Here is a 23,474-nt window from a genome sequence, read left to right on the forward strand (position 1 = left end):
CGGTCGCGCCGGCCGCACCCGTCGGGCGAAGCCCGTTCCCATCCCCCATGCCTCTAGCGTGTCCCCCCGCCTCCTCCCCATGCCCAAATTCTGACCGGGTTGCCCGCCTTCAGCCACCAGTGGCCCCCGGCCTGTGGACAACTCCGGGGGCTCACCGAGAAACACGCTGGTCAATCCCGCATAACGGTCATATTTACTCCTAGTCTGACATTGCGCTCGCTCGTCCTGTCCACAGGACTTGCGGGCCCGCCACGCCTCGGTTATTGGGAAGGACGGCCCACGCCATGCCCGCAGATCTCGCCGTCATCGGACTCGGCCCGCTCGGCCTGCCCCTGGCCCAGGCCGCCGTCTCCGCCGGCATCCCCACCGTCGGGTACCGCACCGGGAACGAGTCCGGCTCCCTCAGCCCCGCCGAACTGCGCCGGATGCTCTCGGAGGGCTTCCGCCCGGCCACCAACCCGGCCGAACTCGGCCGGGTGCGCACCGCGGTGATCTGCGCGCCGACCCCGCGGGGCGCGGACGGCGGGTTCGACCTGAGCCAGGTGGAGTCCGCCGGCCGCGCGCTCGCCGGGCACATGCGCCCGCACACCACCGTGATCCTGGAGTCGCCCGCACACCCCGGGACGACGGAGGAGTTCCTGCTCCCGCTGCTGGAGAACGGCTCGGGGCTGCGGGCGGGCCGCGACTTCCACCTCGCCTACTCGCCCAGCCGCGTCGACCCCGGCAACCGCGAGATCACCCCGGCCAACATGCCCAAGGTGATCGGCGGACTCACCCCGGCCTGCACCGAGTCGGCTGCCGCCTTCTACGGGCGGCTGACCGACAAGGTGGTACGTGCGCGTGGACTGCGCGAGGCGGAGACGGTCCAGCTCCTGGAGACCAACTACCGGCACGTCAACATCGCCCTGGTCAACGAGATGGCCGTGCTCTGCCACGACCTGGGCGTCGACCTGTGGGACGTCGTGCGCTGCGCGGAGACCAAGCCGTACGGCTTCCAGGCCTTCCGCCCCGGCCCCGGCGTCGGCGGCCACGGCCTCCCGCAGGACCTGGCCGGGCACGCGGGCTGCGGGCTGCGCATGGTGGAACTCGCCGAGCAGGTCAACGGCCGCATGCCGCGCTACGTCGTCCAGCGCGCGGCCGCCCTGCTGAACGAGCACGGCAAGTCGGCCCGCGGCGCCCGGGTGCTGCTGCTCGGCGTCACGTACAAGGCCGACCTCGCCGACCTCCAGGGCACGCCCGCCGAGGAGATCGCCGTCCGCCTGACCGGCCTCGGCGCCTCGGTCAGCTACCACGACCCGTACGTGCCCGCGTGGAGCGTCCGCGACCGGCCCGTGCCCCGCGCGGACTGCCTGTACGAGGCGGTGGCCGACGCCGACCTGACGATCCTGCTCCAGCAACACCGCACCTACGACCTCCAGGGCCTCTCGGTGAAGGCCCAGCTGCTCCTGGACACCCGCGGGGCCGCGCCCACGGGGGCGGCGCACCGGCTGTGAGCGGCGAAAAGGGGCCCGGCCATCCGCTCGGGCGGACGGCCGGGCCCCTTTTCGCGGGCCCTGGGCGCGTGGGTCAGCGCTTGTGCTGGGAGTCGCCCACCGTCACCTCGACGCGCTGGAACTCCTTGAGCTCGCTGTAGCCGGTCGTGGCCATGGCGCGGCGCAGGGCGCCGAAGAAGTTCATCGAGCCGTCGGGGATGTGCGAGGGACCGGTGAGGACCTCCTCGATGGTGCCGACCGTGCCGAGGTCGACCTTCCGGCCGCGCGGCAGCTCCTCGTTGACGGCCTCCATGCCCCAGTGGTGGCCCTTGCCGGGCGCGTCGGTGGCACGGGCCAGCGGGGAGCCCATCATCACGGAGTCGGCGCCGCAGGCGATCGCCTTGGGCAGGTCGCCGGACCAGCCGACGCCGCCGTCCGCGATCACGTGCACGTACCGGCCGCCGGACTCGTCCATGTAGTCGCGGCGGGCGGCGGCCACGTCGGCGACCGCGGTGGCCATCGGGACCTGGATGCCGAGCACGTTGCGCGTGGTGTGCGCGGCACCGCCGCCGAAGCCGACCAGGACACCGGCCGCGCCGGTACGCATCAGGTGCAGGGCCGCGGTGTAGGTGGCGCAGCCGCCGACGATCACCGGCACGTCGAGTTCGTAGATGAACTGCTTGAGGTTCAGCGGCTCGTGCGAGGACGACACGTGCTCCGCCGAGACCGTGGTGCCGCGGATGACGAAGATGTCCACGCCCGCGTCCACGACGGCCTTGGAGAACTGGGCGGTGCGCTGCGGGGAGAGCGCGGCGGCGGTGACCACGCCCGCGTCGCGCACCTGCTTGATCCGCGCGCCGATCAGCTCCTCCTTGATGGGAGCGGCGTAGATCTCCTGGAGGCGGCCGGTCGCGACCTCGGCGGGCAGCTCGGCGATCTCGTCGAGCAGCGGCTGCGGGTCCTCGTACCTCGTCCACAGGCCCTCGAGGTTGAGCACGCCCAGGCCGCCCAGCTCGCCGATGCGGATGGCCGTGGCCGGGGAGACGACCGAGTCCATGGGAGCGGCCAGGAAGGGCAGCTCGAAGCGGTAGGCGTCGATCTGCCAGGCGATCGAGACCTCCTTCGGGTCCCGCGTACGGCGGCTGGGGACGACGGCGATGTCGTCGAAGGCGTACGCCCGGCGGCCGCGCTTGCCGCGCCCGATCTCGATCTCAGTCACGTCTGTGGCCTTTCCCTGATGCGTTGCAGCGTCTTCCAGTATCGCCGACACCCATGGCAAAGGCGGCCCCGGAGGCTTCCGGGGCCGCCCTGCACGGCGTGCCGCCTACTTGCTGCTGTAGTTCGGCGCCTCGACCGTCATCTGGATGTCGTGCGGGTGGGACTCCTTCAGGCCCGCCGAGGTGATCCGGACGAAGCGGCCCTTGGACTCCATCTCCTCGATGGTGGCCGCGCCCACGTAGCCCATGGTCTGGCGCAGACCGCCGACGAGCTGGTGCAGGACGTTGGCCAGCGGGCCGCGGTAGGGCACCTGGCCCTCGATGCCCTCGGGCACGAGCTTGTCGTCGGAGGCGACCTCGGCCTGGAAGTAGCGGTCCTTCGAGTACGACCTCGCCTGGCCGCGGGACTGCATGGCGCCGAGCGAGCCCATGCCCCGGTAGGACTTGAACTGCTTGCCGTTGATGAAGAGCAGCTCGCCGGGCGACTCCTCGCAGCCCGCGAGCAGGCTGCCCAGCATGACCGTGTCGGCGCCGGCGGCGAGGGCCTTGCCGATGTCGCCGGAGTACTGCAGGCCGCCGTCGCCGATCAGCGGGATGCCCGCCGCGCGGGCGGCGAGGGACGCCTCGTAGATGGCGGTGACCTGAGGGACGCCGATACCGGCGACCACACGCGTGGTGCAGATCGAGCCGGGGCCCACACCCACCTTGATGCCGTCGACACCGGCGTCGATCAGGGCCTGCGCGCCGTCGCGCGTGGCGACGTTGCCGCCGATCACGTCGACGGACACGCTCGACTTGATCTTCGACATCCAGCTCAGCGCGTTGCTGTTGTGGCCGTGCGAGGTGTCGACGACCAGGAAGTCCACCCCGGCCCCGGCGAGCGCCTGGGCACGCTCCAGGGCCTCGGGGCTCGCGCCCACCGCGGCGCCGACGAGCAGCCTGCCCTCGGAGTCCTTGGCCGCGTTCGGGTACTGCTCCGCCTTGACGAAGTCCTTGACGGTGATCAGGCCCTTGAGGATGCCCGCGTCGTCGACCAGCGGCAGCTTCTCGATCTTGTGCTTGCGCAGCAGCTCCATGGCGTCGACGCCGGAGATGCCGACCTTGCCGGTGACCAGCGGCATCGGCGTCATGACATCGCGCACCTGGCGGCTGCGGTCGGACTCGAAGGCCATGTCGCGGTTGGTGACGATGCCCAGCAGCTTGCCGGCCGGGTCGGTGACGGGCACACCGCTGATGCGGAACTTGGCGCACAGCGCGTCCGCCTCGGCGAGCGTCGCCTCCGGGTGCACCGTGATGGGGTCGGTGACCATGCCGGACTCGGACCGCTTGACCAGGTCGACCTGGTTGACCTGGTCCTCGACCGACAGGTTGCGGTGCAGCACGCCCACGCCGCCCAGCCGGGCCATCGAGATCGCCATCCGGGACTCGGTCACCTTGTCCATCGCCGCCGAGAGCAGCGGGATGTTGACCCGGACGTTGCGGGAGATACGGGACGATGTGTCGACCGCGTTGGGGAGCACCTCGGATGCGCCCGGCAGGAGGAGCACGTCGTCGTAGGTCAGCCCGAGTGTCGCGAATTTCCCGGGCACTCCGTCGACGTTGGCAGTCATGACACCTTCCCCAAATGGCCTTGATCGGTGCGGATGTCCATGCTAACGGGAAGCGCGCCTCTCTCATTCCACGGTTCCGGGCGGCCTCCCGCTTCGTGCGTTCGTACGGAAAGGGCCTGGTGCGCGTTCATCCGGGGCGGTGAGGGAAGGGCGGGACGGCCGGGACGGCCGCCTACTGTTCGGCCAGGGCGCGCAGCCTGCTGAGCGCGCGGTGCTGGGCCACCCGGACCGCTCCGGGTGACATTCCCAACATCTGTCCCGTTTCCTCCGCGGTCAAGCCCACGGCGATGCGCAGCAGCAGCAGTTCGCGCTGGTTCTCCGGGAGGCTGGCCAGCAGCTTCTTGGCCCACTCGGCGTCACTGCTGAGCAGGGCGCGCTCCTCCGGGCCGAGCGAGTCGTCCGGGCGCTCGGGCATCTCGTCCGAGGGCACGGCCGTCGAGCCCGGGTGGCGCATGGCGGCGCGCTGGAGGTCGGCGACCTTGTGGGCGGCGATGGCGAAGACGAAGGCCTCGAAGGGGCGGCCGGTGTCCTTGTAGCGCGGCAGGGCCAGCAGGACCGCGACGCAGACCTCCTGGGCGAGGTCCTCGACGAAGTGCCGGGCGTCGCCCGGGAGCCGGGACAGCCGGGTGCGGCAGTAGCGCAGCGCCAGCGGGTGGACACGGGCGAGCAGATCGTGCGTGGCCTGCTCGTCGCCGTCGACGGCGCGGTGGACGAGCGCACCGATCGCCCCTTGGGCAAGTGCCTGGTCGTCGCGCATCGGTCCATGGTGCCTTGACGTCGTCCGGTCCGTGGCACCGCCTTCGTGGTTGTGCACCGAAGCGTTATGAGCAGGTGCGCCGAAGCTCATCCCCTGCGCCCTCCCCTTCCGCTCGACCAACTCGTCCGCGAGGAACTCCACACCCTCAAGGATGCGTCATCCGCGACGAAACGAGCAGCGGGCGTCCGGCGGGGCGCTTTGCCACCGGCGTCCGCGATCCGGTATTGCACGTCACGCGCATTCCGGGCCCACGTTCCCACAGGACCGCGAAGGCCGCCTGCCGTCTCCCGGCCGCCCGGGACCGGGGAGCGGGACCCGTGCGGGGACGTGCGGGCGGCGCGGCCGCGCGACCGGCCGGCCGGACACCCCCCACGCTCGTCGCCGCGCGTGGGGGTGGCGTCGCGTTCCGGTACGCCGGTGCGGGGTGGCCCGACCGGGATCCGCACGGGTCCTAGCGGACCAGGCCCCAGCGGAAGCCGAGGGCCACCGCGTGTGCGCGGTCCGACGCGCCGAGCTTCTTGAACAGCCGGCGGGCGTGGGTCTTGACGGTGTCCTCGGAGAGGAACAGCTCGCGGCCGATCTCCGCGTTGGAGCGGCCGTGGCTCATACCCTCAAGGACCTGGATCTCCCGCGCGGTGAGCGTGGGCGCGGCGCCCATCTCGGCCGAGCGCAGCCGGCGCGGGGCGAGCCGCCAGGTGGGGTCGGCGAGGGCCTGCGTCACGGTGGCGCGCAGCTCCGCACGGGAGGCGTCCTTGTGCAGGTAGCCACGGGCGCCGGCGGCCACGGCGAGCGCCACGCCGTCGAGGTCCTCGGCGACGGTGAGCATGATGATGCGCGCGCCGGGGTCCGCGGACAGCAGGCGCCGGACGGTCTCGACACCGCCCAGACCGGGCATGCGCACGTCCATGAGAATGAGGTCGGAGCGGTCGGCGCCCCAGCGGCGGAGGACTTCCTCGCCGTTGGCCGCCGTCGTCACACGCTCGACGCCGGGCACGGTCGCGACCGCGCGGCGCAGCGCCTCTCGGGCAAGCGGGGAGTCGTCACAGACGAGGACGGATGTCATGGCCGTCCTCCGCAGCTGATGCGCGTCACCTTGAGCCTCCAGGCTGGTACGGAATCGTCACCTGTGCGGTCGACCGTCTCGGACGCCCGCCCGAGCGCTTGTGTTCTCAACCGCCTCCGCACTCTCAACGACGGTCACTCGAAAGAGTTACGGGGCTGTACGCCGTCTTCGGCACTCTACGTGAGGGAACGGACACAGAGCAGACATGAACGTCAGACCCTCAACTTTTCACCACAAGCTATGCCCCATTTAGCCTCTTTTGTTCCCGTTTCTAGGTGTCTAGGGCTAGATTCGCAATGAGTCATATTTTCATCTCCTTAGATCGGAGATGTACGGTCGGTGGCACCGTATCCGCCACGAACGGCTACAAGGGGTCACGTAATGGCAGATTTCTCCCGCCTTCCCGGACCGAACGCGGACCTGTGGGACTGGCAGTTGCTGGCTGCCTGCCGCGGGGTCGACAGCTCGCTCTTCTTCCATCCCGAGGGCGAGCGCGGGGCGGCTCGGAGCGCTCGAGAGAACTCGGCCAAGGAGGTCTGCATGAGGTGCCCGGTCCGTGCGGAGTGCGCGGCACACGCCCTGGCGGTGCGCGAGCCGTACGGAGTGTGGGGCGGCCTGACCGAGGACGAGCGCGAGGAGCTCATGGGGCGGGCACGGAACCGGCTGGTGTCGGCGTCGTCGACCAGCGGGGACACCGCCTCCGACAACTGAAGGAACGTTTTTTCTCATCCGTTCGCAGACAACCGCAGGAGAGCCGCAGCAGGGCACGCGTCACGCGTGCCCTCGCGATACCCCGATCCGCCGACCGCCCGCTCGCCGATCCCGATCACTGACCCCGGACCCCGGTTTCCCTTGTGCCGGCCCGGCCTGTGTCAGCGGGCCCCGGCCCGCACCAGCTCCGCCAGCGTCGCCGCCACCGCCGGCACCTGTGCCAGGTCGGGCAGGGTGAGGGCGACGATCTCCCGCCGCACCGCAGGTTCCAGCTCCACGGTGCACGCGCCCCTGGGCCGTACCGACTCGACCGCGAGCTGGGGCAGGACGGCGACCCCCAGTCCCGCGCCCACCAGACCGACCACCGCCGGGTAGTCGTCGGTCGCGAAGTCGATACGGGGCGTGAAGCCGGCGCCCTCGCACACCTGGACCAGCTGACCGCGGCAGCGCGGGCAGCCCGCGATCCAGGGATCGCCCGCGAGGTCACCGATGGCCACGGACTCCGCACGGGCCAGCCGGTGCCGCTCGGGCACCAGGGCCACGAGCCGGTCGGTCAGCAGCGGCCGTACGACCAGGTCCTCCCACTCGGCGGCGTCCGCGGCCCCCTCGTAGCGGAAGGCGAGGGCCACGTCGCAGTCGCCCTGGCGCAGGAGTTCGACGGACCTGGGCGGCTCGGCCTCCTCCAGGGACACCCGGGTGCCGGGGTGCGCGGCGCGCAGCGCGGCGAGCGCGGTGGGCACGAGCGTGGAACTCCCGCTCGGGAAGGAGACGAGCCGTACCCGCCCGGCCCGCAGCCCGGCGATGGCGGCGATCTCTTCCTCGGCGGCGGTGAGCCCGGCGAGGATGCCGGTGGCGTGCCGGACGAGCGCGTCGCCTGCCTGAGTCAGGCGCATCTCGCGGCCGGTCCGGACCAGCAGCGGGGTGCCGACGGCCGCTTCGAGGGCCTTCATCTGCTGGCTGACGGCGGGCTGGGTGCAGCCCAGCTCGCGCCCCGCCGCGGAGAAGGAGCCGGTGGTGGCCACGGCACGCAGCACACGGAGATGACGAGCCTCGATCACACCTACGAGCATAAGTGAAACTTGGGCGGACGGCGGTTTATCGCGTCGACACTTTGACCGCCGCTCGCCTACCGTGCCCGCATGAAGCTTCTGTCTGTGAACCTGGGCCGCGCCGAGGCCGTTCCGTACACCGACCAGCCGGACGGTGTGACCGGCATCGGCAAGCGGCCCGCGGACGGGCCGGTCGAGGTGTCGGCGCCCGGGCCGAAGGGGGTCGGCGCGAGCGGACTGGCCGGGGACGCGGTGTGCGACACGCGGCACCACGGCGGCGACGACCAGGCGGTGTACGCGGTGGCGCGCGAGGACCTCGACGAGTGGGAGCGCGAACTGGGCCGGACGCTGGCCAACGGCGCCTTCGGCGAGAACCTCACCACGCTCGGCCTGGACATCACCGGCGCGCGGATCGGCGAGCGCTGGCGCATCGGCTCGCCGCTCGGCCCCTCGGTGCTCCTCGAGGTCACCAGCAGCCGGATCCCCTGCCGGACCTTCCAGGGCCATCTGGGTGAGAAGGGATGGGTGAAGCGGTTCACGCGCAGGGCGGCGCCGGGCGCGTATCTGCGGGTGCTGGAGGCGGGTGAGATCCGGGCGGGCGACCCCGTCGAGATCGTGCACCGCCCGGACCACGACGTGACCGTGGGCCTGCAGTTCCGGGCCATGACGACCGAGCGCCCGCTGCTGCCCCGGCTGCTCGCGGCGGGTACGGCGCTGCACCCGGAGTCGCTGGCGGCCGCCCGGAAGTACGCGCGCGAATACGCGGGCTGACCGGCTGTCATCGTCCCGGCCGACACGTGGGCATCACCGATCGGGAGGGCCTGTGCAGAGATCGGGACAACGCGCCGGGGGCCACTAATCTTTCGGCATGACAACGGCTCTGATTACGGGATCGACCGCGGGCATCGGCGCCGCCTTCGCGCGGCGGCTGGCGGCCGACGGGCACAACCTGGTGCTGGTGGCGCGCGACACCGCCCGCCTGACGGAGCAGGCCACCGAACTGCACGACCGGCACGGCATCGAGGCGGAGGTGCTGACGGCCGACCTGGCGACGGACGCGGGCATCGAGGCGGTCGCCGCCCGGCTGGACGACCGCAAGGACCCCGTGGACCTGCTGGTCAACAACGCGGGCTTCGGCAACAAGGGCCGTTTCCTGGACGTGTCGATGCCCGACGAACTCAGGATGATCAAGGTGCACGTCGAGGCGGTGCTGCGGCTGACGTCGGCGGCGACCGCGGCGATGCGCGAGCGCGGCCGGGGCGGGGTCGTGAACGTGGCCTCGGTGGCCGCCTTCGTGCCGCGCGGCACGTACGGCGCGTCGAAGGCGTGGGTCGTGCAGTTCACCCAGGGCGCGGCGCGCGACCTGGCCGGCAGCGGCGTACGGCTGATGGCGCTGTGCCCCGGCTTCGTGCGCACCGAGTTCCACGAGCGGGCCGGCATGGGCACGGACAACATCCCGAACTGGATGTGGCTGGACGCGGACAAGCTGGTCGCGGCGGCGCTGACGGACCTGGCCCACGGCAAGACCCTGTCCATCCCGGACCCGCGGTACAAGGCGCTGATGGGCCTGGTGAAGGTGACGCCGCGCGGCCTGCTGGGCGGGATCACCTCGAAGACGGGCCGCAAGTACGGACCGCGGTGACGGTACGGAGGTGACGGAGGCGCCCCGGTGGAAGAATGGCAGCGACGGAAAACCGGACCGGGCCAGGGGACCGGAGGCGCGTCATGACCTTCGTACAGCTCATCGACTGCAGGACGAGCCGGTTCGAGGAGATGAACCGGCTGCTGGACAGCTGGGTGGAGAAGACCGGGGGCAGGCGGACCGCGACGCACGCGGTCGTCGGCAAGGACCGCTCGGACGGGGCCCATGTCGTCGAACTGGTGGAGTTCCCGTCGTACGAGGAGGCGATGCGGACCTCGAACCTGCCGGAGACCGACGAGATCTTCCGGGGCCTGATCGCCCTCTGCGACGAGCTGCCCACCTTCACGGACCTGGACGTCGTCCGGGACGAGCCGCTCGGCGCGACCGTCGTACGCCGTTTCTACGGCACCCTGACGACCGCCGGTGAGCTGCCGCCGCTCAACGACCTGATCGACGAGGACTGCCACAGCCACGATCCCGTCAACCCCCAGGTCACCATCGGCCTGGACGCCATCCGCCGCGACTTCCGCATGTGGCGCGACGCCTTCGACGCCTCCTTCACGGTCGAGGACCTGATGGCGCAGGGCGACCGGGTCTGCGCCCGCTGGACCTGGACCGCCACGCACCGGGGAGAGTTCCTCGGCATCGCGCCCACCGGCAAGCGGGTCACCATGACCGGCATGACCGTCTTCCGCTTCGGCGGCAACGGCAGGATCACCGAGCTGTGGTGGCAGCACGACCAACTGGGACTGCTGCAACAGCTCGGGGCGCTTGACGAGTTGGAGCAGTAGTAAGGACAAGGCTCACCGGGTGGCACGAAAGCGGACGGCGGCACCCGGCGTAGCGCCAGGCCAGGGGCAGGCCGGCGGCACTGCTCCAAGGGATCCACCCGAACGAGCTGTTCCCAGATCCGGGCGAGCGCGGTCGGTGGCACCGGATACAGCCGCATCGCCACCGCCGTCGGCACATTCCTGCCCCGACGGCCTTGGAGCACTGGGCCGTCGGAGCGACACTGCTCACCGTGCAGACCCCCTCCGCGACGTGCCGCCCGCCACCGAGCAACGGGAACCCACTCCCGCTCCGGCTTCCGAGCCCAGCCTTCCGAGCCCGGTCGCCCGCTTGTCGGCCCGGCTGACTGGCACCCGCGAGTGCGAAGGCGGCCATGTGCAGCCGCGCCTCTTCCGTCCCGTCGGCGACGAACGCCTCTGCCCGCTCTGCGCAACGCCATAGCGACCGAGCCCCGCACCCTTCTCAGGGTGCGGGGTCCGGGCGGGTTCGGGCCGTGAAACCCACGGCTTCAGAACAGTCGGCGTCCCATCTTGGCCGACTGCCGGTTGTGGGCCTTGGTGTCCCACCACTCCTCCAGCAGCGCGTGGACGAGGTGCACGAGCTGCTGAAGCCTTTCAGGATCGGGGGCGGGCGAGACGAAGACGTCTGCGAAGGACCTGTCCTCCCAAGGGAGGGTGACGGCCCACCGTTCGTCCTGGCGGCCCTGGCGCTCCACGGTGATCTGGTACGTCAGCACCGCATGACCGTTCGGGCGGTGGTCGACCGACAGATCTTCGATGTTGAACCTGACGCTGCGGTCACCAGTGGTGTACGAACGAGCCAGGGCCTGCTCGGCCGGCGTCTGAGTCGTCATGAGCTCACCCCTTCCCTGAGCGACGACTGCGGCTCCAACTCAGTCGTCAGCACCTGGCGACAGCGGATGCGACGGCGGGTTGGTCAACCTTGTAGGCGGTCAGGAGGTCGTTGGTCCCGGCCGGAGTGCCGATGATCGTGCGGAACTTCTCGATGCGCGGGCAGGTGTTCTGGTAGGTGGAGAACCCGCCACGTCCATTGGGCTCCCCGGACCAGATGGCAGTGCTTATCTTCCTGTCCATGGTGTTGTTCCAGCCATGGCGCGCCTTGATGTGCTTCCACCCCCACGTTTGGGTACCGCACCGCAGCGTGTAGAGCCGGGGCCCGCGGTAGTACTTCCGGACGATGTAGTTGCGGTTGTGACTCTTGCACGTGGCATCGATACTGTCGGCGGCGACGCCGATGGCCCTTCCGCTCGGATCGGGTGCGGCGGACGCGGAGCCGGCCGGCATCAGCAGAGCCGACGTGGTGATGGCGGCGGCCAGTGCCGCGTATAACGCGCGGAAAACGTTGAGACGCACATGTCCCCCTCGTGAAATGACCCCGTGGTCAGCGGGGTCACGGTCTCGTGGGCCTTGCCTCCAGGCCGCGTTCACCGCATCATGCGCCGTTGTGCCCGGACAAGGGAGATTTTGCGCCGTTTCGGATCTTGCAGGCCCGAGGACCACAGCGGCCCCTGCTCCCGGTCGTGTGCCCGCCTGTCGGCCCGGCGCCCCGACAGGCCCTACACGTCCGGGCCCGGCTACGACGGACCCCTGCCGTACGGGCGTCGTTCCTGGTGGCAACGGGTCCGGGCACGAGATCTTCGACCCATGACGACCACCCACGACCGGCAGCGCCCGCCGCTGCCCCCGGCCGCCGAGCAGCCGGTCCTCACCCTCCGCTACACCGCCTCCCCGCGCGGCGCCCGGCTCGCCCGGCGTCTCGCCTCCCACCAGCTGGACGCCTGGGGGTGGGGCTACGGCGCACCCGCCCACGACGCCGTGGAGCTGGTCGTCGCCGAGCTGGCCGCGAACGCCGCCACCCACGGCCTGGTTCCGGGCCGGGACGCCGAACTGCGGCCGAGCAGGGAGAGCGGCGGCTGTGTACGCGTCGAGGTGAGCGATGCCCGGGGTGAGCGGCTGCCCGCGGTACGGGACGCCGGAACCGGGGAGGACGGCGGCCGGGGGCTCCTCCTCGTCGCCTCCCTCGCCAAGGAGTGGGGCACGATCCCGCGGCCCGGCGCCCCCGGCAAGACGGTCTGGGCCGTCGTGGCCCCCGGGGCTCCGGCCGCACCGGCACCGCGCACCTCCCCAGGGGAGGACGAGCACGCTCGGCGTGCCGCGACCGATGAACTCACCGCCCTGAGCCAGGAGATGGGGCTGATCTGACCGGTGGTGACAAAGGCGCCGGACTCCGGCCGAGCTGGCGGAAGACCGGGCACCTGGACGTCAGTAGTGGTACCGGGCCTTGATGATCACGACTTCCTTCTCCGTGGCCCGGTAGACAAGGCGGTGCTCGTCGTCGATCCGGCGTGACCAGTAGCCCGACAGGTCGCCCTTCAACGGCTCCGGTTTGCCGATGCCGGTGAAGGGATCGCGCTGGATCTCGCCGATCAGACGCACGAGCTTGCGGAACAGCTTCCTGTCGGCGGACTGCCAGTAGAGGAGGTCCTCCCACCCGGTGGGACGGAACCGTACGTCCCTCACTCACCGTCCTCCGCCAGAGCCTCCAGCTCGTCCATGCTCTTGGTGATCATCGGGGTGTCGGCGGCCTTGTCCGCGGCGACGGCTGCCATGAGATGGGCGGCGTTGGCCGGCGAACGCAGCAGATAGACGGTCTCCTGCCAGGAACGGAAGTCGTCGGCGGACATCAGTATGGCGTTGCCGCCCCTGGAAGTGATCTCGACGGGCTCATGGTCGTCGTTGACCTGCTGGATCAGCGGGAAAAGTCTGGCTCGGGCCTCGCTGGCAGTGATGGACATGGGACCCCTCCTCCAGGACTCCGCACGGACTCGTACCGCCCCGTACAGGCTCGTATCGACTCGTACAGGAGAACCGTACCACTCGACCGGTACAAGTTCCTGGTACCAGTCGGGTGGACTCATACTTCCCCGGCCCATTGCCCCGGTCCGAGCCGGCACGATATGGAGGAGTTGTATGGGGCACGGGTTCACCGACCCGGTCCCGAGGAAGCCCGGCCGCGGGGGTGGCCGGGCGTGTGCTGTGGGGAGCGGGAGCGGCTGATGACCAGGGGCGCCAACACCGTCGCGCTGAGGGACGTACTCGACATCAAGGAGGACGTCTACGCCGGCGACTTCAAGGTCGAGCTGTCCCAGGGGTTCACCGGACGCTCGGCGGGGCGGGTCGAGGAGTACGTGGTCACCCCGCAACTCCGGGAGGAGTTCGACAAGGCGCTGAAGCTGGTGCGCGGCGCGGTACGGAAGAACGCGTCGTACGCCGCCTACCTGCACGGCTCCTTCGGCGCCGGTAAGAGCCACTTCCTTGGTCCGGCCGTAAGGGGCGCGGGGAACTGCGCGAGCAACCACCGTCGGGCCGCACCCGGCATCGGAACCCCGGGGGGCAGGAGCCCAAACGCCGGTGCCCGGCGCCCCCGAAGGGGTGCCGGGCACCGGTGACGCGGCTCGGTTCAGCGGAGCGTCAGTGGGCGTGGCCGTGGCCGTGGCCCGCTGCGGCCGGCTCTTCCTCTTCCTTCTTCTCGACGACCAGGGTCTCGGTCGTGAGCAGCAGGGAGGCGATGGAGGCGGCGTTCTCCAGGGCGGAGCGGGTGACCTTGACCGGGTCGATGACTCCGGCCTTGACCAGGTCGCCGTACTCGCCGGTGGCGGCGTTGTAGCCGCTGCCCTTCTCCAGCTCCGCCACCTTGGAGACGATGACGTAGCCCTCGAGGCCGGCGTTCTCGGCGATCCAGCGCAGCGGCTCGACGGCGGCGCGGCGGACGACCGCGACACCCGTGGCCTCGTCGCCGGTCTTGTCGAGGTTGCCCTCCAGGACCTTCACGGCGTGGACGAGCGCGGAGCCACCACCGGAGACGATGCCCTCCTCGACCGCGGCGCGGGTCGCGGAGATGGCGTCCTCCAGACGGTGCTTCTTCTCCTTCAGCTCCACCTCGGTGGCGGCGCCGACCTTGATCACGCACACGCCGCCGGCCAGCTTCGCGAGGCGCTCCTGGAGCTTCTCGCGGTCCCAGTCGGAGTCGGTGTTCTCGATCTCGGCCTTGATCTGGGAGACGCGGCCCACCACGTCGTCCTTGTTGCCGGCGCCGTCGACGATCGTGGTGTCGTCCTTGGTGACGGTGACGCGGCGGGCGGAGCCGAGGACGTCAAGACCGGCCTGGTCGACCTTGAGACCGACCTCCTCGGAGATGACCGTGGCGCCGGTGAGGACCGCCATGTCCTGGAGCATCGCCTTGCGGCGGTCGCCGAAGCCGGGGGCCTTGACGGCCACGGCGTTGAACGTGCCGCGGATCTTGTTGACGACCAGGGTCGACAGGGCCTCGCCGTCGACGTCCTCGGCGATGATCAGCAGCGGCTTCGAGGCGTTGGCCTGGATGATCTTCTCGAGGAGCGGGAGCAGGTCCGCGATGGCGGAGATCTTGCCCTGGTGGATCAGGATGTACGGGTCGTCGAGGACGGCCTCCATACGCTCCTGGTCCGTGACGAAGTACGGGGACAGGTAGCCCTTGTCGAAGGCCATGCCCTCGGTGAAGTCCAGCTCCAGACCGAAGGTGTTGGACTCCTCGACGGTGATGACGCCGTCCTTGCCGACCTTGTCCATCGCCTCGGCGATGAGCTCGCCGACCTGCTGGTCCTGGGCGGACAGCGCGGCGACCGCGGCGATGTCGGACTTCTCGTCGATCGGGCGGGCCGAGGCGTGCAGCTCGTCGGAGACGGCCTTGACCGCGGCGTCGATGCCCTTCTTCAGAGCGGCCGGGGAGGCGCCCGCGGCGACGTTCTTCAGGCCCTCGCGCACGAGCGCCTGGGCGAGCACGGTGGCGGTGGTGGTGCCGTCACCCGCGATGTCGTTGGTCTTGGTCGCCACCTCCTTCACCAGCTGGGCGCCGAGGTTCTCGTACGGGTCCTCGATCTCGACCTCGCGGGCGATGGTGACGCCGTCGTTGGTGATGGTGGGCGCGCCGAACTTCTTGTCGATGACGACGTTGCGGCCCTTGGGGCCGATCGTCACCTTGACCGTGTCGGCAAGCTTGTTGACGCCGCGCTCGAGGGCGCGACGGGCGTCCTCGTCGAACTTCAGGATCTTCGCCATGGCAGCGGGAGCCCTCTCGAAATCTGGTGGAAAGACACTGCGCCCCGGGCGCCCGGCTTCTTATCGGTCGCGGGGGGCCAGGGGCGCAGCTCAAGCAGAATTGCTTCGTCTTCGTGAAGAAGCGGGTGAACTACTTCTCGATGATCGCGAGGACGTCGCGAGCCGAGAGGACGAGGTACTCCTCGTTGTTGTACTTCACCTCGGTGCCGCCGTACTTGCTGTAGAGCACGACGTCGCCGACCTTCACGTCGAGCGGAAGACGGTTGCCGTCCTCGAAGCGGCCCGGGCCCACGGCCAGGACGACGCCCTCCTGGGGCTTCTCCTTGGCGGTGTCCGGGATGACCAGGCCAGAGGCCGTGGTCTGCTCGGCGTCGAGCGGCTGGACCACGATGCGGTCCTCGAGCGGCTTGATGGCAACCTTGGTGCTGGCGGTCGTCACGATCCGACCTCCCCCTTCGGAGATCTCACGGGGTTAACTGTCTGAGGTGGCGACCAGGTCGATCCGTCGTCGCGGGTGCCGGACCTGCCCGTCGCTGTGTTGGCACTCTCCAGGGGGGAGTGCCAGACCTGAGACTATGACCGGGATTAGCACTCGGTCAAGCGGAGTGCCAATTGCCTCGCGGCGCGTCGGCGGGTGGCGCCTCTTGAGTGAACGTGTGTTCGAGGTGCTGTGGGTGTGTGTGGGCGTCCCTGGGGGCTGTCGCCCCCAGACCCCCGGATCGGCCTGAACGGCCTCGTCCTCAAGCGCCGGACGGGCTGTTTTTGCCGGACTCTCCTCAGAGATAGTCCTGCAGGCGGCCTACCGTCAGGCCCTTTTCCTGGATGGTGCGGAGTAGGCGGGTCGTGCGGTCGCGGAGGGGTGGGCCGTCGAGGTCGTCGTCGTCCGAGGCGACCAGGAGGATGTCGCCGGGGCGCAGCTCGTGGGGGCCGTGGCTGAAGCGCAGGCCGGTGTCGGTCGTGGCGGCGCGCCACAGGACGACCGCCGAGACCCCGCAGTCGGCGGAGGCGCGCAGGGTCGTCGTGTCGTATCTGCCGTAGGGCGGGCGGAAGAGGCGGGGGGTGACGCCGAAGCGGGAGCGGATCTTGTCCCGCTGGCCGCAGATCTCGGCGCGCTGGCCCGCGTAGGGAAGTCCGCGCAGCGAGGGGTGGTCCAGGGTGTGGTTCTGGAGGTCCGCGCCGACCGACATCAGGTGCGCGAAGTGCCCGTACCCCGGTCCGACGACACTGTCCGTGAGGAACATGCTGACCGGCAGCCGCAGTTCACGGACCATGTCGACGAACCGCGGATCCTTCTCCGCGCCGTCGTCGTAGGTGAGGAAGACGACCGGATCGGAGGTGGCGATGCGGTCCACGACCTCGGGCAGGCCACCGGACGGGGCGGCGTCGGCGCGGTGCGCCGGGCGGGCCGGCGGCTTCGGCGGTGCGGGCAGCGGCGCCCTGAGTCCCCAGCGCCGGTAGGCCTGGTCGGCCGCCGCCGGGCTCGGCGACCGTACGCCCTGCGCCGCCTTGCGGCCGAGCCGTTCGAGGGGGTCGACGGACGTGGCGCAGCCGGTCAGCAGGGAGGCGGCGAGCAAAGCCACCGCCACGTTCCGGGGCCTGAGGGGCCGCAGCCTCACAGGTAGTCCTCCAGCCGGGCCACCGCGTACCCGTCGGCCGTGACCTTGTTCAGGAAGCGGCGCATGTCGTCGGCCATCGTGCCGTTCCACTCGCCGCGGCCGCGGAAATGGGTGAGCACGATGTCGCCGGGGCGCAGCCGCTGGTCGTCCTCGCGGAACTCCCAGTGGTCGACGTAGACCTCCTCGTTCCAGATCGGCGCGTACTCGATGCCGCAGGACTTGGCGGCGCGCAGGGTGTCCTGGTTGTAGTTGCCGTAGGGCGGGCGGAGCATCCTCGGGCGCTTGCCGAACTGCTTCTCCATGATGTCCTGCGTGTCGCAGATCTCGCGGCGCTGCTCCTCGTAGGAGAGGCCCGGCAGGTAGGGATGGTGCAGGGTGTGGTTGTTGAGGGTGACCCCCGAGGCCTGCATCTTCCGGAAGTAGTCGTAGTCGTCCTTGATCAGGTAGTCGCTGAGGAAGGCGGTGTACGGGATCTTCAGGTCCCGCATCATGCGCAGGAACTCCGGGTCCTTCTCCGCTCCGTCGTCGATGGTGAGGAAGACGACCTTGTCCTTGGTGGGGACCGTGGTGAAGACCGGGGGCAGGTTCCAGTCCTCCTGGTGGTTGACCTCGAAACCGGCGCGGGCGGTGGCCCTGAGTTTCCTCGTGGGCGGCCTCGGGGGGATCAGCGGGACCTGCTCCAGGCCCCAGCGCCTGGCGGTGGCCGCACGCTGCGCGGCGGAGGGCTGCAGGCGGTCGGCGTAGGAGCCGGGGGCGGGGGCGGCGGGCGCCTGGTGGCGCGGCTGGCCGGGGGCCGGGCGCACCTGCGCCGCCGGCTCCGCGCAGCCGGAGGCGAGTGTGGCGACGGCGAGGACCGCGAGCCCGCCGCGGACCCGGTTCCTGCGACTCGGGAACCTTTCATGACTCTTTTTATCGTTTTGTCCTACAAGCCTCATGGCGCCGGATCCTCGCAGGCCACCGCCCGGAACCCGGGGCGACACCGCGGCCGGAGGCACACCGTCCACCGACTGGCCCACAATGAGCCGGTGAACGACCACCTCCACGCCTTCGCCTCGCTGCTCACCCCCGAGGGCCGCGCCCTCCTCGACGAGGTGCGCGGCACCGAGCCCGCCGACGAACTCGCCGTCGCCACCCGGCTGCGCCGTGAGCACCCCGCCGCACTGGTGTCGGCGGCGCTCGGCCAGGCCCGGCTGCGGCAGCGGGCGGCCGCGAAGTTCGGGGCCGAGGACGCGGGGCGGATGTTCTTCACGCCGAACGGGGTGGAGCAGTCGACGCGGGCGAGCGTGGCGGCCTACCGGGCGGGCCGGCTGCGGGAGTCGGGGGTGACCTCGGTCGCGGACCTGTGCTGCGGGATCGGCGGTGACGCCGTCGCCCTCGCCCGCGCCGGGATCCGGGTCCTCGCCGTGGACCGGGACCCGCTGACCGCCGCCGCGGCCCGCGCGAACGCCGAGGCGCTCGGGCTGGCGGACCTGATCGAGGTGCGGGAGGCGGACGTCACGGAGGTCGACACGGCGGCGTACGACGCGGTGTTCGTGGATCCGGCCCGCAGAGGGGGCAGCGGTCGGGGCGGGCGCATCTTCGACCCGGAGGCGTACTCTCCGCCGCTGTCCTGGGCCGTCGGCGCCGCGCTCCGGGCGCCCCGCGCGGCCCTGAAGATCGCCCCCGGCATCCCGCACGAGCTGGTCCCGCCGCAGGCCGAGGCCGAGTGGATCTCCGACGGCGGGGACGTGAAGGAGGCGGTGCTGTGGTTCGGCACCGAGCCGGGCCTGATCAGGGCCACCCTGCTGCCCGGCCCGCGCACCCTGCGCGGCCGCGGCCTGCCGGACCCCGCGGTCCGCACCCCGGGCCGCTATCTGTACGAGCCCGACGGCGCCGTCGTCCGCTCCCATCTGGTCGCCGAGGTCGCCCAGCAGCTCGACGGCGGCCTGATCGACGCGACCATCGCGTACGTGACCGCCGACGAGCTGCGCCCCACCCCGTACGCCACCGCCTACGAGATCACCGACCGGCTGCCCTTCAACGTCAAGAAGCTCAAGGCGCTGCTGCGGGAGCGCGAGGTGGGCACGCTGACCGTGAAGAAGCGGGGCTCGGCGGTGGAGCCCGAGGAACTGCGCAGAAGGGTCCTGCCGAAGCCGCACGGGAAGAACGCGGCGACGGTGTTCCTCACCCGGGTCGCCGGGGCGCCGGCCATGCTGATCGGCCACCCGGCGGGCTGACGCGCGCGGGAGGCGGCGACCACCCCGCCGGGGCTCCCTCAGCCGTTCTCGGCGGCCCGCCTCGACAGCAGCTCCCGCTCCCGCTCGTTGCGGGCCAGGGACGCCGCCCGTTCGAACTCGGCGCGCGCCTCCTCGGTGCGTCCGAGACGGGCCAGCAGGTCCGCGCGGACGCTGGGCAGCAAGTGGTAGGCGCGCAGGGCGGGTTCGGCGGCCAGGGCGTCGACGATCTCCAGGGCCGGGGCCGGTCCCTCCGCCATCGAGACGGCGACGGCTCGGTTCAGCTCCACGACGGGGGAGGGGGACCGGGCGGCCAGGAGGCCGTACAGGGTGACGATGGCGGGCCAGTCGGTCTCCTCATACGTGTACGCGCGCGCGTGGCAGGCGGCGATGGCAGCCTGCAGGGCGTACGGACCGGGGACCCCGGTGGTGTCGGCGCGGGCCAGCGCGGCAACACCACGGGCGATGAGCATACGGTTCCAGCGACGGCGGTCCTGGTCCTTGAGCAGCACCGGTTCACCGTGCGGACCGGTGCGGGCGGCGGCGCGGGAGGCCTGGAACTCCAGCAGGGCCACCAGGGCGTGCGCCTCGGGTTCCTTCGGCATCAGGCCGGCCAGCAGCCGGGCCAGGCGCAGCGCGTCCTCGCACAGCCCCGGGCGCAGCCAGTCGTCGCCGGCCGTCGCGGCGTACCCCTCGTTGAAGATCAGGTAGATGACGCCGAGGACCGAGCCGAGCCGGGCCTCGCGCTCGGGGCCGTACGGCACCTCGAAGGCGACGTTCCGCTCGGCCAGGAGGCGTTTGGCGCGCACGATCCGCTGGGCGACCGTCGGCTCGGGCACGAGGAAGGCGCGGGCGATCTCGGCCGTCGTCAGGCCGCCGAGCAGCCGCAGGGTGAGGGCGGTGCGCGCCTCGGCGGACAGCACGGGGTGGCAGGTGGTGAAGACCAGGCGCAGCAGGTCGTCGTCGATGTCGTCCGGGGCCGGGGGCTCCTCGGGCGGCGGGACCGTCTCCAGGTTCCGGCCGATCTCCTGGAGCTTGCGCGCGTACCGCTCCCGGCGGCGCACCAGGTCGACGGCCCGGCGCCGGGCGGTGGTCATCAGCCAGGCGCCGGGGTTGGCCGGCAGCCCGTCCCGGGGCCACTGCTCCAGCGCGGCGACCATTGCGTCCTGCGTCAGCTCCTCGGCGATGCCGACGTCCCGCACGATCCGGGCGACGGCCGCGACGACCCGCGGCGACTCCAGCCGGAAGACGGTCTCGAGGTCCGCCTCCGGGGCGCCGGGGGGTTCGGTGGGGGCGTGCCGCTGTTCCACAACACACCATCGAACACCCCCGGCGGCCCTGGGCCAAGGAGCACTCAGCCCTCGGTGATCTCGCGCACCTCGCAGGTCACCGTCCAGAACTCCTCGTGCACCTGGAGGAACCGCTTGGCCCACTCGACGGCCTCCGCCATGTCCTTGCACTGCATGAGCGCGTAGCCGCCGACGACCTCCTTCGACTCCGTGAAGGGCCCGTCGGTGACGGAGATCCGCCCGCCCTCCCAGTGCACCCGGCTGCCGTGCGCGGACGGCATCAGCCCGGCGGTGTCCAGCATCACTCCCGCCTTGGTGACCTCCTCGATCAGTTCCCCCATCCGCTGCATCAGCTCGGGGCTGGGCCCCTCGGCGGGCACGGTGTTCTCGTCGATCTTCACAAGCGACAGGTAACGCGGCATCGGTGACTCCTCGGTCGGCCGGCGGGGCCTCTCCCCGCCTCTCACCGCGTACGTCGAACAGGAGCCGGCGGAATCGACACACTCCCCGGAATTTCTTCGGAGATTTTTCCCGAAGGGCGTTTCAGCAGGTCAGAGGGGTCCGTGGCCAACGGTCACGGTCACCGCAGCGACGCCCACAGGTCCGCCGCGTCCGGTTCCTGCGCCACCACCCGGTTGGGGTTCCACGGGGCCGTCACCACCGGCATGGTCACCGTCTTCACGTCCTGCGCCGACAGGCCGCGCAGGCTCTCGCCGAGGGTCGTCAGCTCGCCCAGCGAGTCCAGGCCGGTGTCGGTGGTCAGGCTGCCGGTCACCGCGTCGGCGACCCGGTAGAGCCCGGCGGGGTCGTTCAGCAGGCCGGAGTCGGACACCTGTTCCAGCAGCGCCTTGACCAGCGTCTGCTGGAGGCCTATGCGGCCCAGGTCGCTGCCGTCGCCCACGCCGTACCGGGTGCGGGCCAGGGCGAGGGCGTCGGTGCCGTCCAGATGGTGGGTGCCGGCCTTCAGGTGCAGATGACTCTTGTCGTCGTCGATGTCCAGCTCGGTGGTGACGGTGACCCCGCCCATCGCGTCCACCAGCTTCGCGAAGCCGGAGAAGTCGATCTCGACGTAGTGGTCCATGCGGATGCCGGTGAGCGACTCGACCGTCTTGACCGCGCACACCGGACCGCCCACCGAGTACGCGCTGTTGAACATGGCGTAGTCGGCCACCGCCGTGTGCCCGCCGGACTCCAGCGGGCAGGACGGGCGGGTCACCAGCGTGTCGCGCGGGATGCTCACCACTGTGGCCGAGGTCCGGCCCGCGTCGATGTGCACGACCATCGCGGTGTCGGAGCGGGCGCCCTCGCTGTCGCCGCCGCCGAGTTCCTTGTTCTGCGCGCCGCTGCGCGAGTCCGAGCCGAGGACCAGGATGTTGAGGGCCCCGCTGGGCAGATCGGCCGTGTTCGCCGACGGCGCGCTGAGCGGTCTGGGCGGGCGGTCGTCCCCGAGCGCGCTGTTGATGTCGACGCCCTTGATGTTCTGGTTCAGGTGCCAGTACGCGACGCCCGCCGCCGCGACGCCCAGCGCCAGGACACCCGTCAGGCCGAGTCCCACGGCCTTCAGGGCCCGTGACCGCCGGCCGGGGCCTTTGCCCGCGTCCCCGCTGTCGCTGTCGTTGTCGCCCTGGCCGCTGTCATGTCCCCTGTTGTGTCCCCTCACGGGGAGGAACATACGTCCGACTCACGCGGGACCCGACAGGGGGAGGCGCCCATGACCGATTTCTTCGGAAAATCTCATCTTCCCGGAACCTATGGGCACTTGGGCTTCACTTCGCGGGCGCCGCCGTGCTGCTGCGCACCACCAGACTCGTGGCCAGCTCCACCCGGGTCGCCACCGGCGCGTCCTCCTCGCGCCCGAGGTCGAGGACCAGCTTCGCCGCCGCCTCGGCCATCTCCGTCAGCGGCTGGCGCACGGTCGTCAGCGGCGGCCCGACCCAGCGCGCCACCGGCAGATCGTCGAAGCCGACCACGCTCAGGTCCTCCGGGACGCGCAGGCCGAGCTCGCGCGCCGCCTCGTACACGCCGAGCGCCTGGAGGTCGTTGCCCGCGAAGACGGCGGTCGGCCGGTCCTCGCGGCGCAGCAGCCTCAGACCGAGCCGGTAGCCGGCCTCGTGGTGGAAGTCGCCGGTCACGATCAGCGACGGGTCCACCGGCAGCCCGGCCGTCTCCAGGGCGGCCCGGTAGCCGTCGACGCGGGCGCGGCTGCACATCATCCGGGAGGGCCCGCTGATGGCGCCGATGCGGGTGTGCCCGAGCTCCACCAGATGCCGGGTGGCGGCCAGCCCGCCCTGCCAGTTGGTGGCGCCGATCGAGGGCACGTCGGCGCCCGGATCGCCCGCCGGGTCCATCACCACGAACGGGATGGAGCGGCTGGTCAGCAGCGCCCGCTGGGACTCGTCGAGCCCGGACAGCACCAGGACCACGCCGTGCGGCCGGCGGGCGGCGACCTGGTCGGCCCAGGTCCGCCCGGGAGTGAGCCGGCCCGCGCTCTCGGAGAGCACGACGCTCAGCCCCGCGTCCCGCGCCACGTTCTCCACGCCCCGGATGACCTCCATCGCCCAGGCGCTCTCCAGCTCGTGGAAGACCACGTCGATCAGCGGCGAGCGGGTCGCCTCCGCCCGCCTGCGCCGGTAGCCGTGCGCCCGCAGCAGCTCCTCGACCCGGGAACGCGTGGTCGGGGCGACATCGGCACGACCGTTGAGAACCTTCGAAACAGTCGGAGCCGACACGCCGGCCTCGCGGGCGATCTCGGCGAGCGTGGCGGTCTGCGTTCCTGCGGTCTTCGTCGGCTTCATGGTCGCGATCGTATCTCTGCGCGACCTCTTGACGAACCCCCTCGACCGCTTTAGGTTCCCGGAACATTCGAAGGGTCATACGAAACATTCGACCAGTCGAGTTCGGCCAGACGAACAATCGGAACACGACATTC

General features: G+C 71.1%; 25 protein-coding genes. 8 read left to right on the forward strand and 17 right to left on the reverse strand.

Annotated elements, in window-relative coordinates; all coding sequences use genetic code 11:
• Positions 1 to 284: 284 nt before the first annotated feature.
• Positions 285 to 1,493 (forward strand): nucleotide sugar dehydrogenase, encoded by a 1,209-nt coding sequence (locus ACIP4X_RS09295; RefSeq protein WP_358733971.1) that lies wholly within the window; start codon positions 285 to 287, stop codon positions 1,491 to 1,493.
• A gap of 73 nt (positions 1,494 to 1,566) precedes the next feature.
• Here ACIP4X_RS09295 and ACIP4X_RS09300 read toward each other — a convergent pair whose 3' ends face one another.
• From ACIP4X_RS09300 to ACIP4X_RS09315, 4 genes are all read right to left on the reverse strand, one after another.
• On the reverse strand, positions 1,567 to 2,691 hold the full coding sequence (locus ACIP4X_RS09300) for a GuaB3 family IMP dehydrogenase-related protein (protein ID WP_358733969.1): 1,125 nt from the start codon (positions 2,689 to 2,691) through the stop codon (positions 1,567 to 1,569).
• Positions 2,692 to 2,796: 105 nt separating this feature from the next.
• Positions 2,797 to 4,299, reverse strand: coding sequence for an IMP dehydrogenase (gene guaB / locus ACIP4X_RS09305; RefSeq protein WP_358733967.1), 1,503 nt, complete (start codon positions 4,297 to 4,299; stop codon positions 2,797 to 2,799).
• Positions 4,300 to 4,471: 172 nt separating this feature from the next.
• Positions 4,472 to 5,056 (reverse strand): sigma-70 family RNA polymerase sigma factor, encoded by a 585-nt coding sequence (locus ACIP4X_RS09310; RefSeq protein WP_358733965.1) that lies wholly within the window; start codon positions 5,054 to 5,056, stop codon positions 4,472 to 4,474.
• A gap of 451 nt (positions 5,057 to 5,507) precedes the next feature.
• The gene (locus tag ACIP4X_RS09315) at positions 5,508 to 6,119 is read right to left on the reverse strand and encodes a response regulator transcription factor (protein ID WP_003948568.1); all 612 of its coding nucleotides are present in this window, start codon (positions 6,117 to 6,119) and stop codon (positions 5,508 to 5,510) included.
• 381 nt (positions 6,120 to 6,500) lie between these two features.
• Here ACIP4X_RS09315 and ACIP4X_RS09320 point away from each other — a divergent pair, with 381 nt between their 5' ends.
• Positions 6,501 to 6,830, forward strand: coding sequence for a WhiB family transcriptional regulator (locus ACIP4X_RS09320; protein WP_358733963.1), 330 nt, complete (start codon positions 6,501 to 6,503; stop codon positions 6,828 to 6,830).
• Between the two features lie 161 nt (positions 6,831 to 6,991).
• On the opposite strand, the gene ACIP4X_RS09325 is transcribed toward ACIP4X_RS09320, so the two are convergent.
• Positions 6,992 to 7,888, reverse strand: coding sequence for a LysR family transcriptional regulator (locus ACIP4X_RS09325; protein ID WP_401347552.1), 897 nt, complete (start codon positions 7,886 to 7,888; stop codon positions 6,992 to 6,994).
• A gap of 81 nt (positions 7,889 to 7,969) precedes the next feature.
• Here ACIP4X_RS09325 and ACIP4X_RS09330 point away from each other — a divergent pair, with 81 nt between their 5' ends.
• From ACIP4X_RS09330 to ACIP4X_RS09340, 3 genes are all read left to right on the forward strand, one after another.
• Positions 7,970 to 8,650: an MOSC domain-containing protein gene (locus tag ACIP4X_RS09330; protein WP_358733959.1), complete on the forward strand. Its 681-nt coding sequence runs from the start codon at positions 7,970 to 7,972 to the stop codon at positions 8,648 to 8,650.
• Positions 8,651 to 8,747: 97 nt separating this feature from the next.
• Positions 8,748 to 9,521: an SDR family oxidoreductase gene (locus ACIP4X_RS09335; protein ID WP_358733957.1), complete on the forward strand. Its 774-nt coding sequence runs from the start codon at positions 8,748 to 8,750 to the stop codon at positions 9,519 to 9,521.
• An 83-nt stretch (positions 9,522 to 9,604) separates the two neighbouring features.
• A complete protein-coding gene (locus tag ACIP4X_RS09340) occupies positions 9,605 to 10,312 on the forward strand; it encodes an ester cyclase (RefSeq protein ID WP_358733956.1) in 708 nt (235 codons plus the stop codon).
• Positions 10,313 to 10,818: 506 nt separating this feature from the next.
• Here ACIP4X_RS09340 and ACIP4X_RS09345 read toward each other — a convergent pair.
• On the reverse strand, positions 10,819 to 11,163 hold the full coding sequence (locus ACIP4X_RS09345; RefSeq protein WP_391456072.1) for a hypothetical protein: 345 nt from the start codon (positions 11,161 to 11,163) through the stop codon (positions 10,819 to 10,821).
• 46 nt (positions 11,164 to 11,209) lie between these two features.
• Positions 11,210 to 11,683 carry a hypothetical protein gene (locus ACIP4X_RS09350; RefSeq protein WP_401347556.1) on the reverse strand — a complete coding sequence of 158 codons (474 nt, stop codon included), beginning with the start codon at positions 11,681 to 11,683 and terminating at the stop codon, positions 11,210 to 11,212.
• A gap of 291 nt (positions 11,684 to 11,974) precedes the next feature.
• Between ACIP4X_RS09350 and ACIP4X_RS09355 the strand changes: the two genes are divergently transcribed.
• On the forward strand, positions 11,975 to 12,532 hold the full coding sequence (locus ACIP4X_RS09355) for an ATP-binding protein (RefSeq protein ID WP_391456068.1): 558 nt from the start codon (positions 11,975 to 11,977) through the stop codon (positions 12,530 to 12,532).
• Between the two features lie 60 nt (positions 12,533 to 12,592).
• Here the strand turns inward: ACIP4X_RS09355 and ACIP4X_RS09360 are convergent, their stop codons facing one another.
• The gene (locus tag ACIP4X_RS09360; RefSeq protein ID WP_112469145.1) at positions 12,593 to 12,850 is read right to left on the reverse strand and encodes a Txe/YoeB family addiction module toxin; all 258 of its coding nucleotides are present in this window, start codon (positions 12,848 to 12,850) and stop codon (positions 12,593 to 12,595) included.
• Entirely contained in the window at positions 12,847 to 13,125 is a 279-nt protein-coding gene (locus ACIP4X_RS09365; protein WP_358733949.1) for a type II toxin-antitoxin system Phd/YefM family antitoxin, read from the reverse strand. Before ACIP4X_RS09365 ends, ACIP4X_RS09360 begins: the two co-directional genes overlap by 4 nt.
• 261 nt (positions 13,126 to 13,386) lie before the next feature.
• Here ACIP4X_RS09365 and ACIP4X_RS09370 point away from each other — a divergent pair, with 261 nt between their 5' ends.
• Positions 13,387 to 13,779 (forward strand): hypothetical protein, encoded by a 393-nt coding sequence (locus ACIP4X_RS09370; RefSeq protein WP_391456065.1) that lies wholly within the window; start codon positions 13,387 to 13,389, stop codon positions 13,777 to 13,779.
• A 22-nt stretch (positions 13,780 to 13,801) separates the two neighbouring features.
• Here ACIP4X_RS09370 and groL read toward each other — a convergent pair whose 3' ends face one another.
• The 4 genes from groL to ACIP4X_RS09390 form a co-directional block, all read right to left on the reverse strand.
• The gene (gene groL, locus ACIP4X_RS09375) at positions 13,802 to 15,427 is read right to left on the reverse strand and encodes a chaperonin GroEL (RefSeq protein WP_358733947.1); all 1,626 of its coding nucleotides are present in this window, start codon (positions 15,425 to 15,427) and stop codon (positions 13,802 to 13,804) included.
• 130 nt (positions 15,428 to 15,557) lie between these two features.
• A complete protein-coding gene (gene groES / locus ACIP4X_RS09380) occupies positions 15,558 to 15,866 on the reverse strand; it encodes a co-chaperone GroES (RefSeq protein WP_100569792.1) in 309 nt (102 codons plus the stop codon).
• A gap of 337 nt (positions 15,867 to 16,203) precedes the next feature.
• The gene (locus ACIP4X_RS09385) at positions 16,204 to 17,013 is read right to left on the reverse strand and encodes a polysaccharide deacetylase family protein (protein WP_391456061.1); all 810 of its coding nucleotides are present in this window, start codon (positions 17,011 to 17,013) and stop codon (positions 16,204 to 16,206) included.
• A gap of 26 nt (positions 17,014 to 17,039) precedes the next feature.
• Complete coding sequence (locus ACIP4X_RS09390; protein ID WP_391456058.1) at positions 17,040 to 17,978, reverse strand: polysaccharide deacetylase family protein; 939 nt, start codon at positions 17,976 to 17,978, stop codon at positions 17,040 to 17,042.
• Between ACIP4X_RS09390 and ACIP4X_RS09395 the strand changes: the two genes are divergently transcribed.
• On the forward strand, positions 17,943 to 19,259 hold the full coding sequence (locus ACIP4X_RS09395; RefSeq protein ID WP_391456056.1) for a THUMP-like domain-containing protein: 1,317 nt from the start codon (positions 17,943 to 17,945) through the stop codon (positions 19,257 to 19,259). The genes ACIP4X_RS09390 and ACIP4X_RS09395 overlap by 36 nt on opposite strands.
• A 38-nt stretch (positions 19,260 to 19,297) precedes the next feature.
• Here ACIP4X_RS09395 and ACIP4X_RS09400 read toward each other — a convergent pair whose 3' ends face one another.
• The 4 genes from ACIP4X_RS09400 to ACIP4X_RS09415 form a co-directional block, all read right to left on the reverse strand.
• Entirely contained in the window at positions 19,298 to 20,566 is a 1,269-nt protein-coding gene (locus tag ACIP4X_RS09400; protein ID WP_358733940.1) for a sigma-70 family RNA polymerase sigma factor, read from the reverse strand.
• Between the two features lie 44 nt (positions 20,567 to 20,610).
• Entirely contained in the window at positions 20,611 to 20,967 is a 357-nt protein-coding gene (locus ACIP4X_RS09405) for a YciI family protein (protein WP_358733938.1), read from the reverse strand.
• 158 nt (positions 20,968 to 21,125) lie between these two features.
• On the reverse strand, positions 21,126 to 22,217 hold the full coding sequence (locus ACIP4X_RS09410; protein WP_358733937.1) for an LCP family protein: 1,092 nt from the start codon (positions 22,215 to 22,217) through the stop codon (positions 21,126 to 21,128).
• Positions 22,218 to 22,311: 94 nt separating this feature from the next.
• Positions 22,312 to 23,340 (reverse strand): LacI family DNA-binding transcriptional regulator, encoded by a 1,029-nt coding sequence (locus tag ACIP4X_RS09415; RefSeq protein ID WP_358733935.1) that lies wholly within the window; start codon positions 23,338 to 23,340, stop codon positions 22,312 to 22,314.
• Positions 23,341 to 23,474 lie beyond the last annotated feature (134 nt).

The sequence above is a fragment of the Streptomyces sp. NPDC088817 genome (assembly GCF_044750345.1).
Taxonomy (GTDB): Bacteria; Actinomycetota; Actinomycetes; order Streptomycetales; family Streptomycetaceae; genus Streptomyces.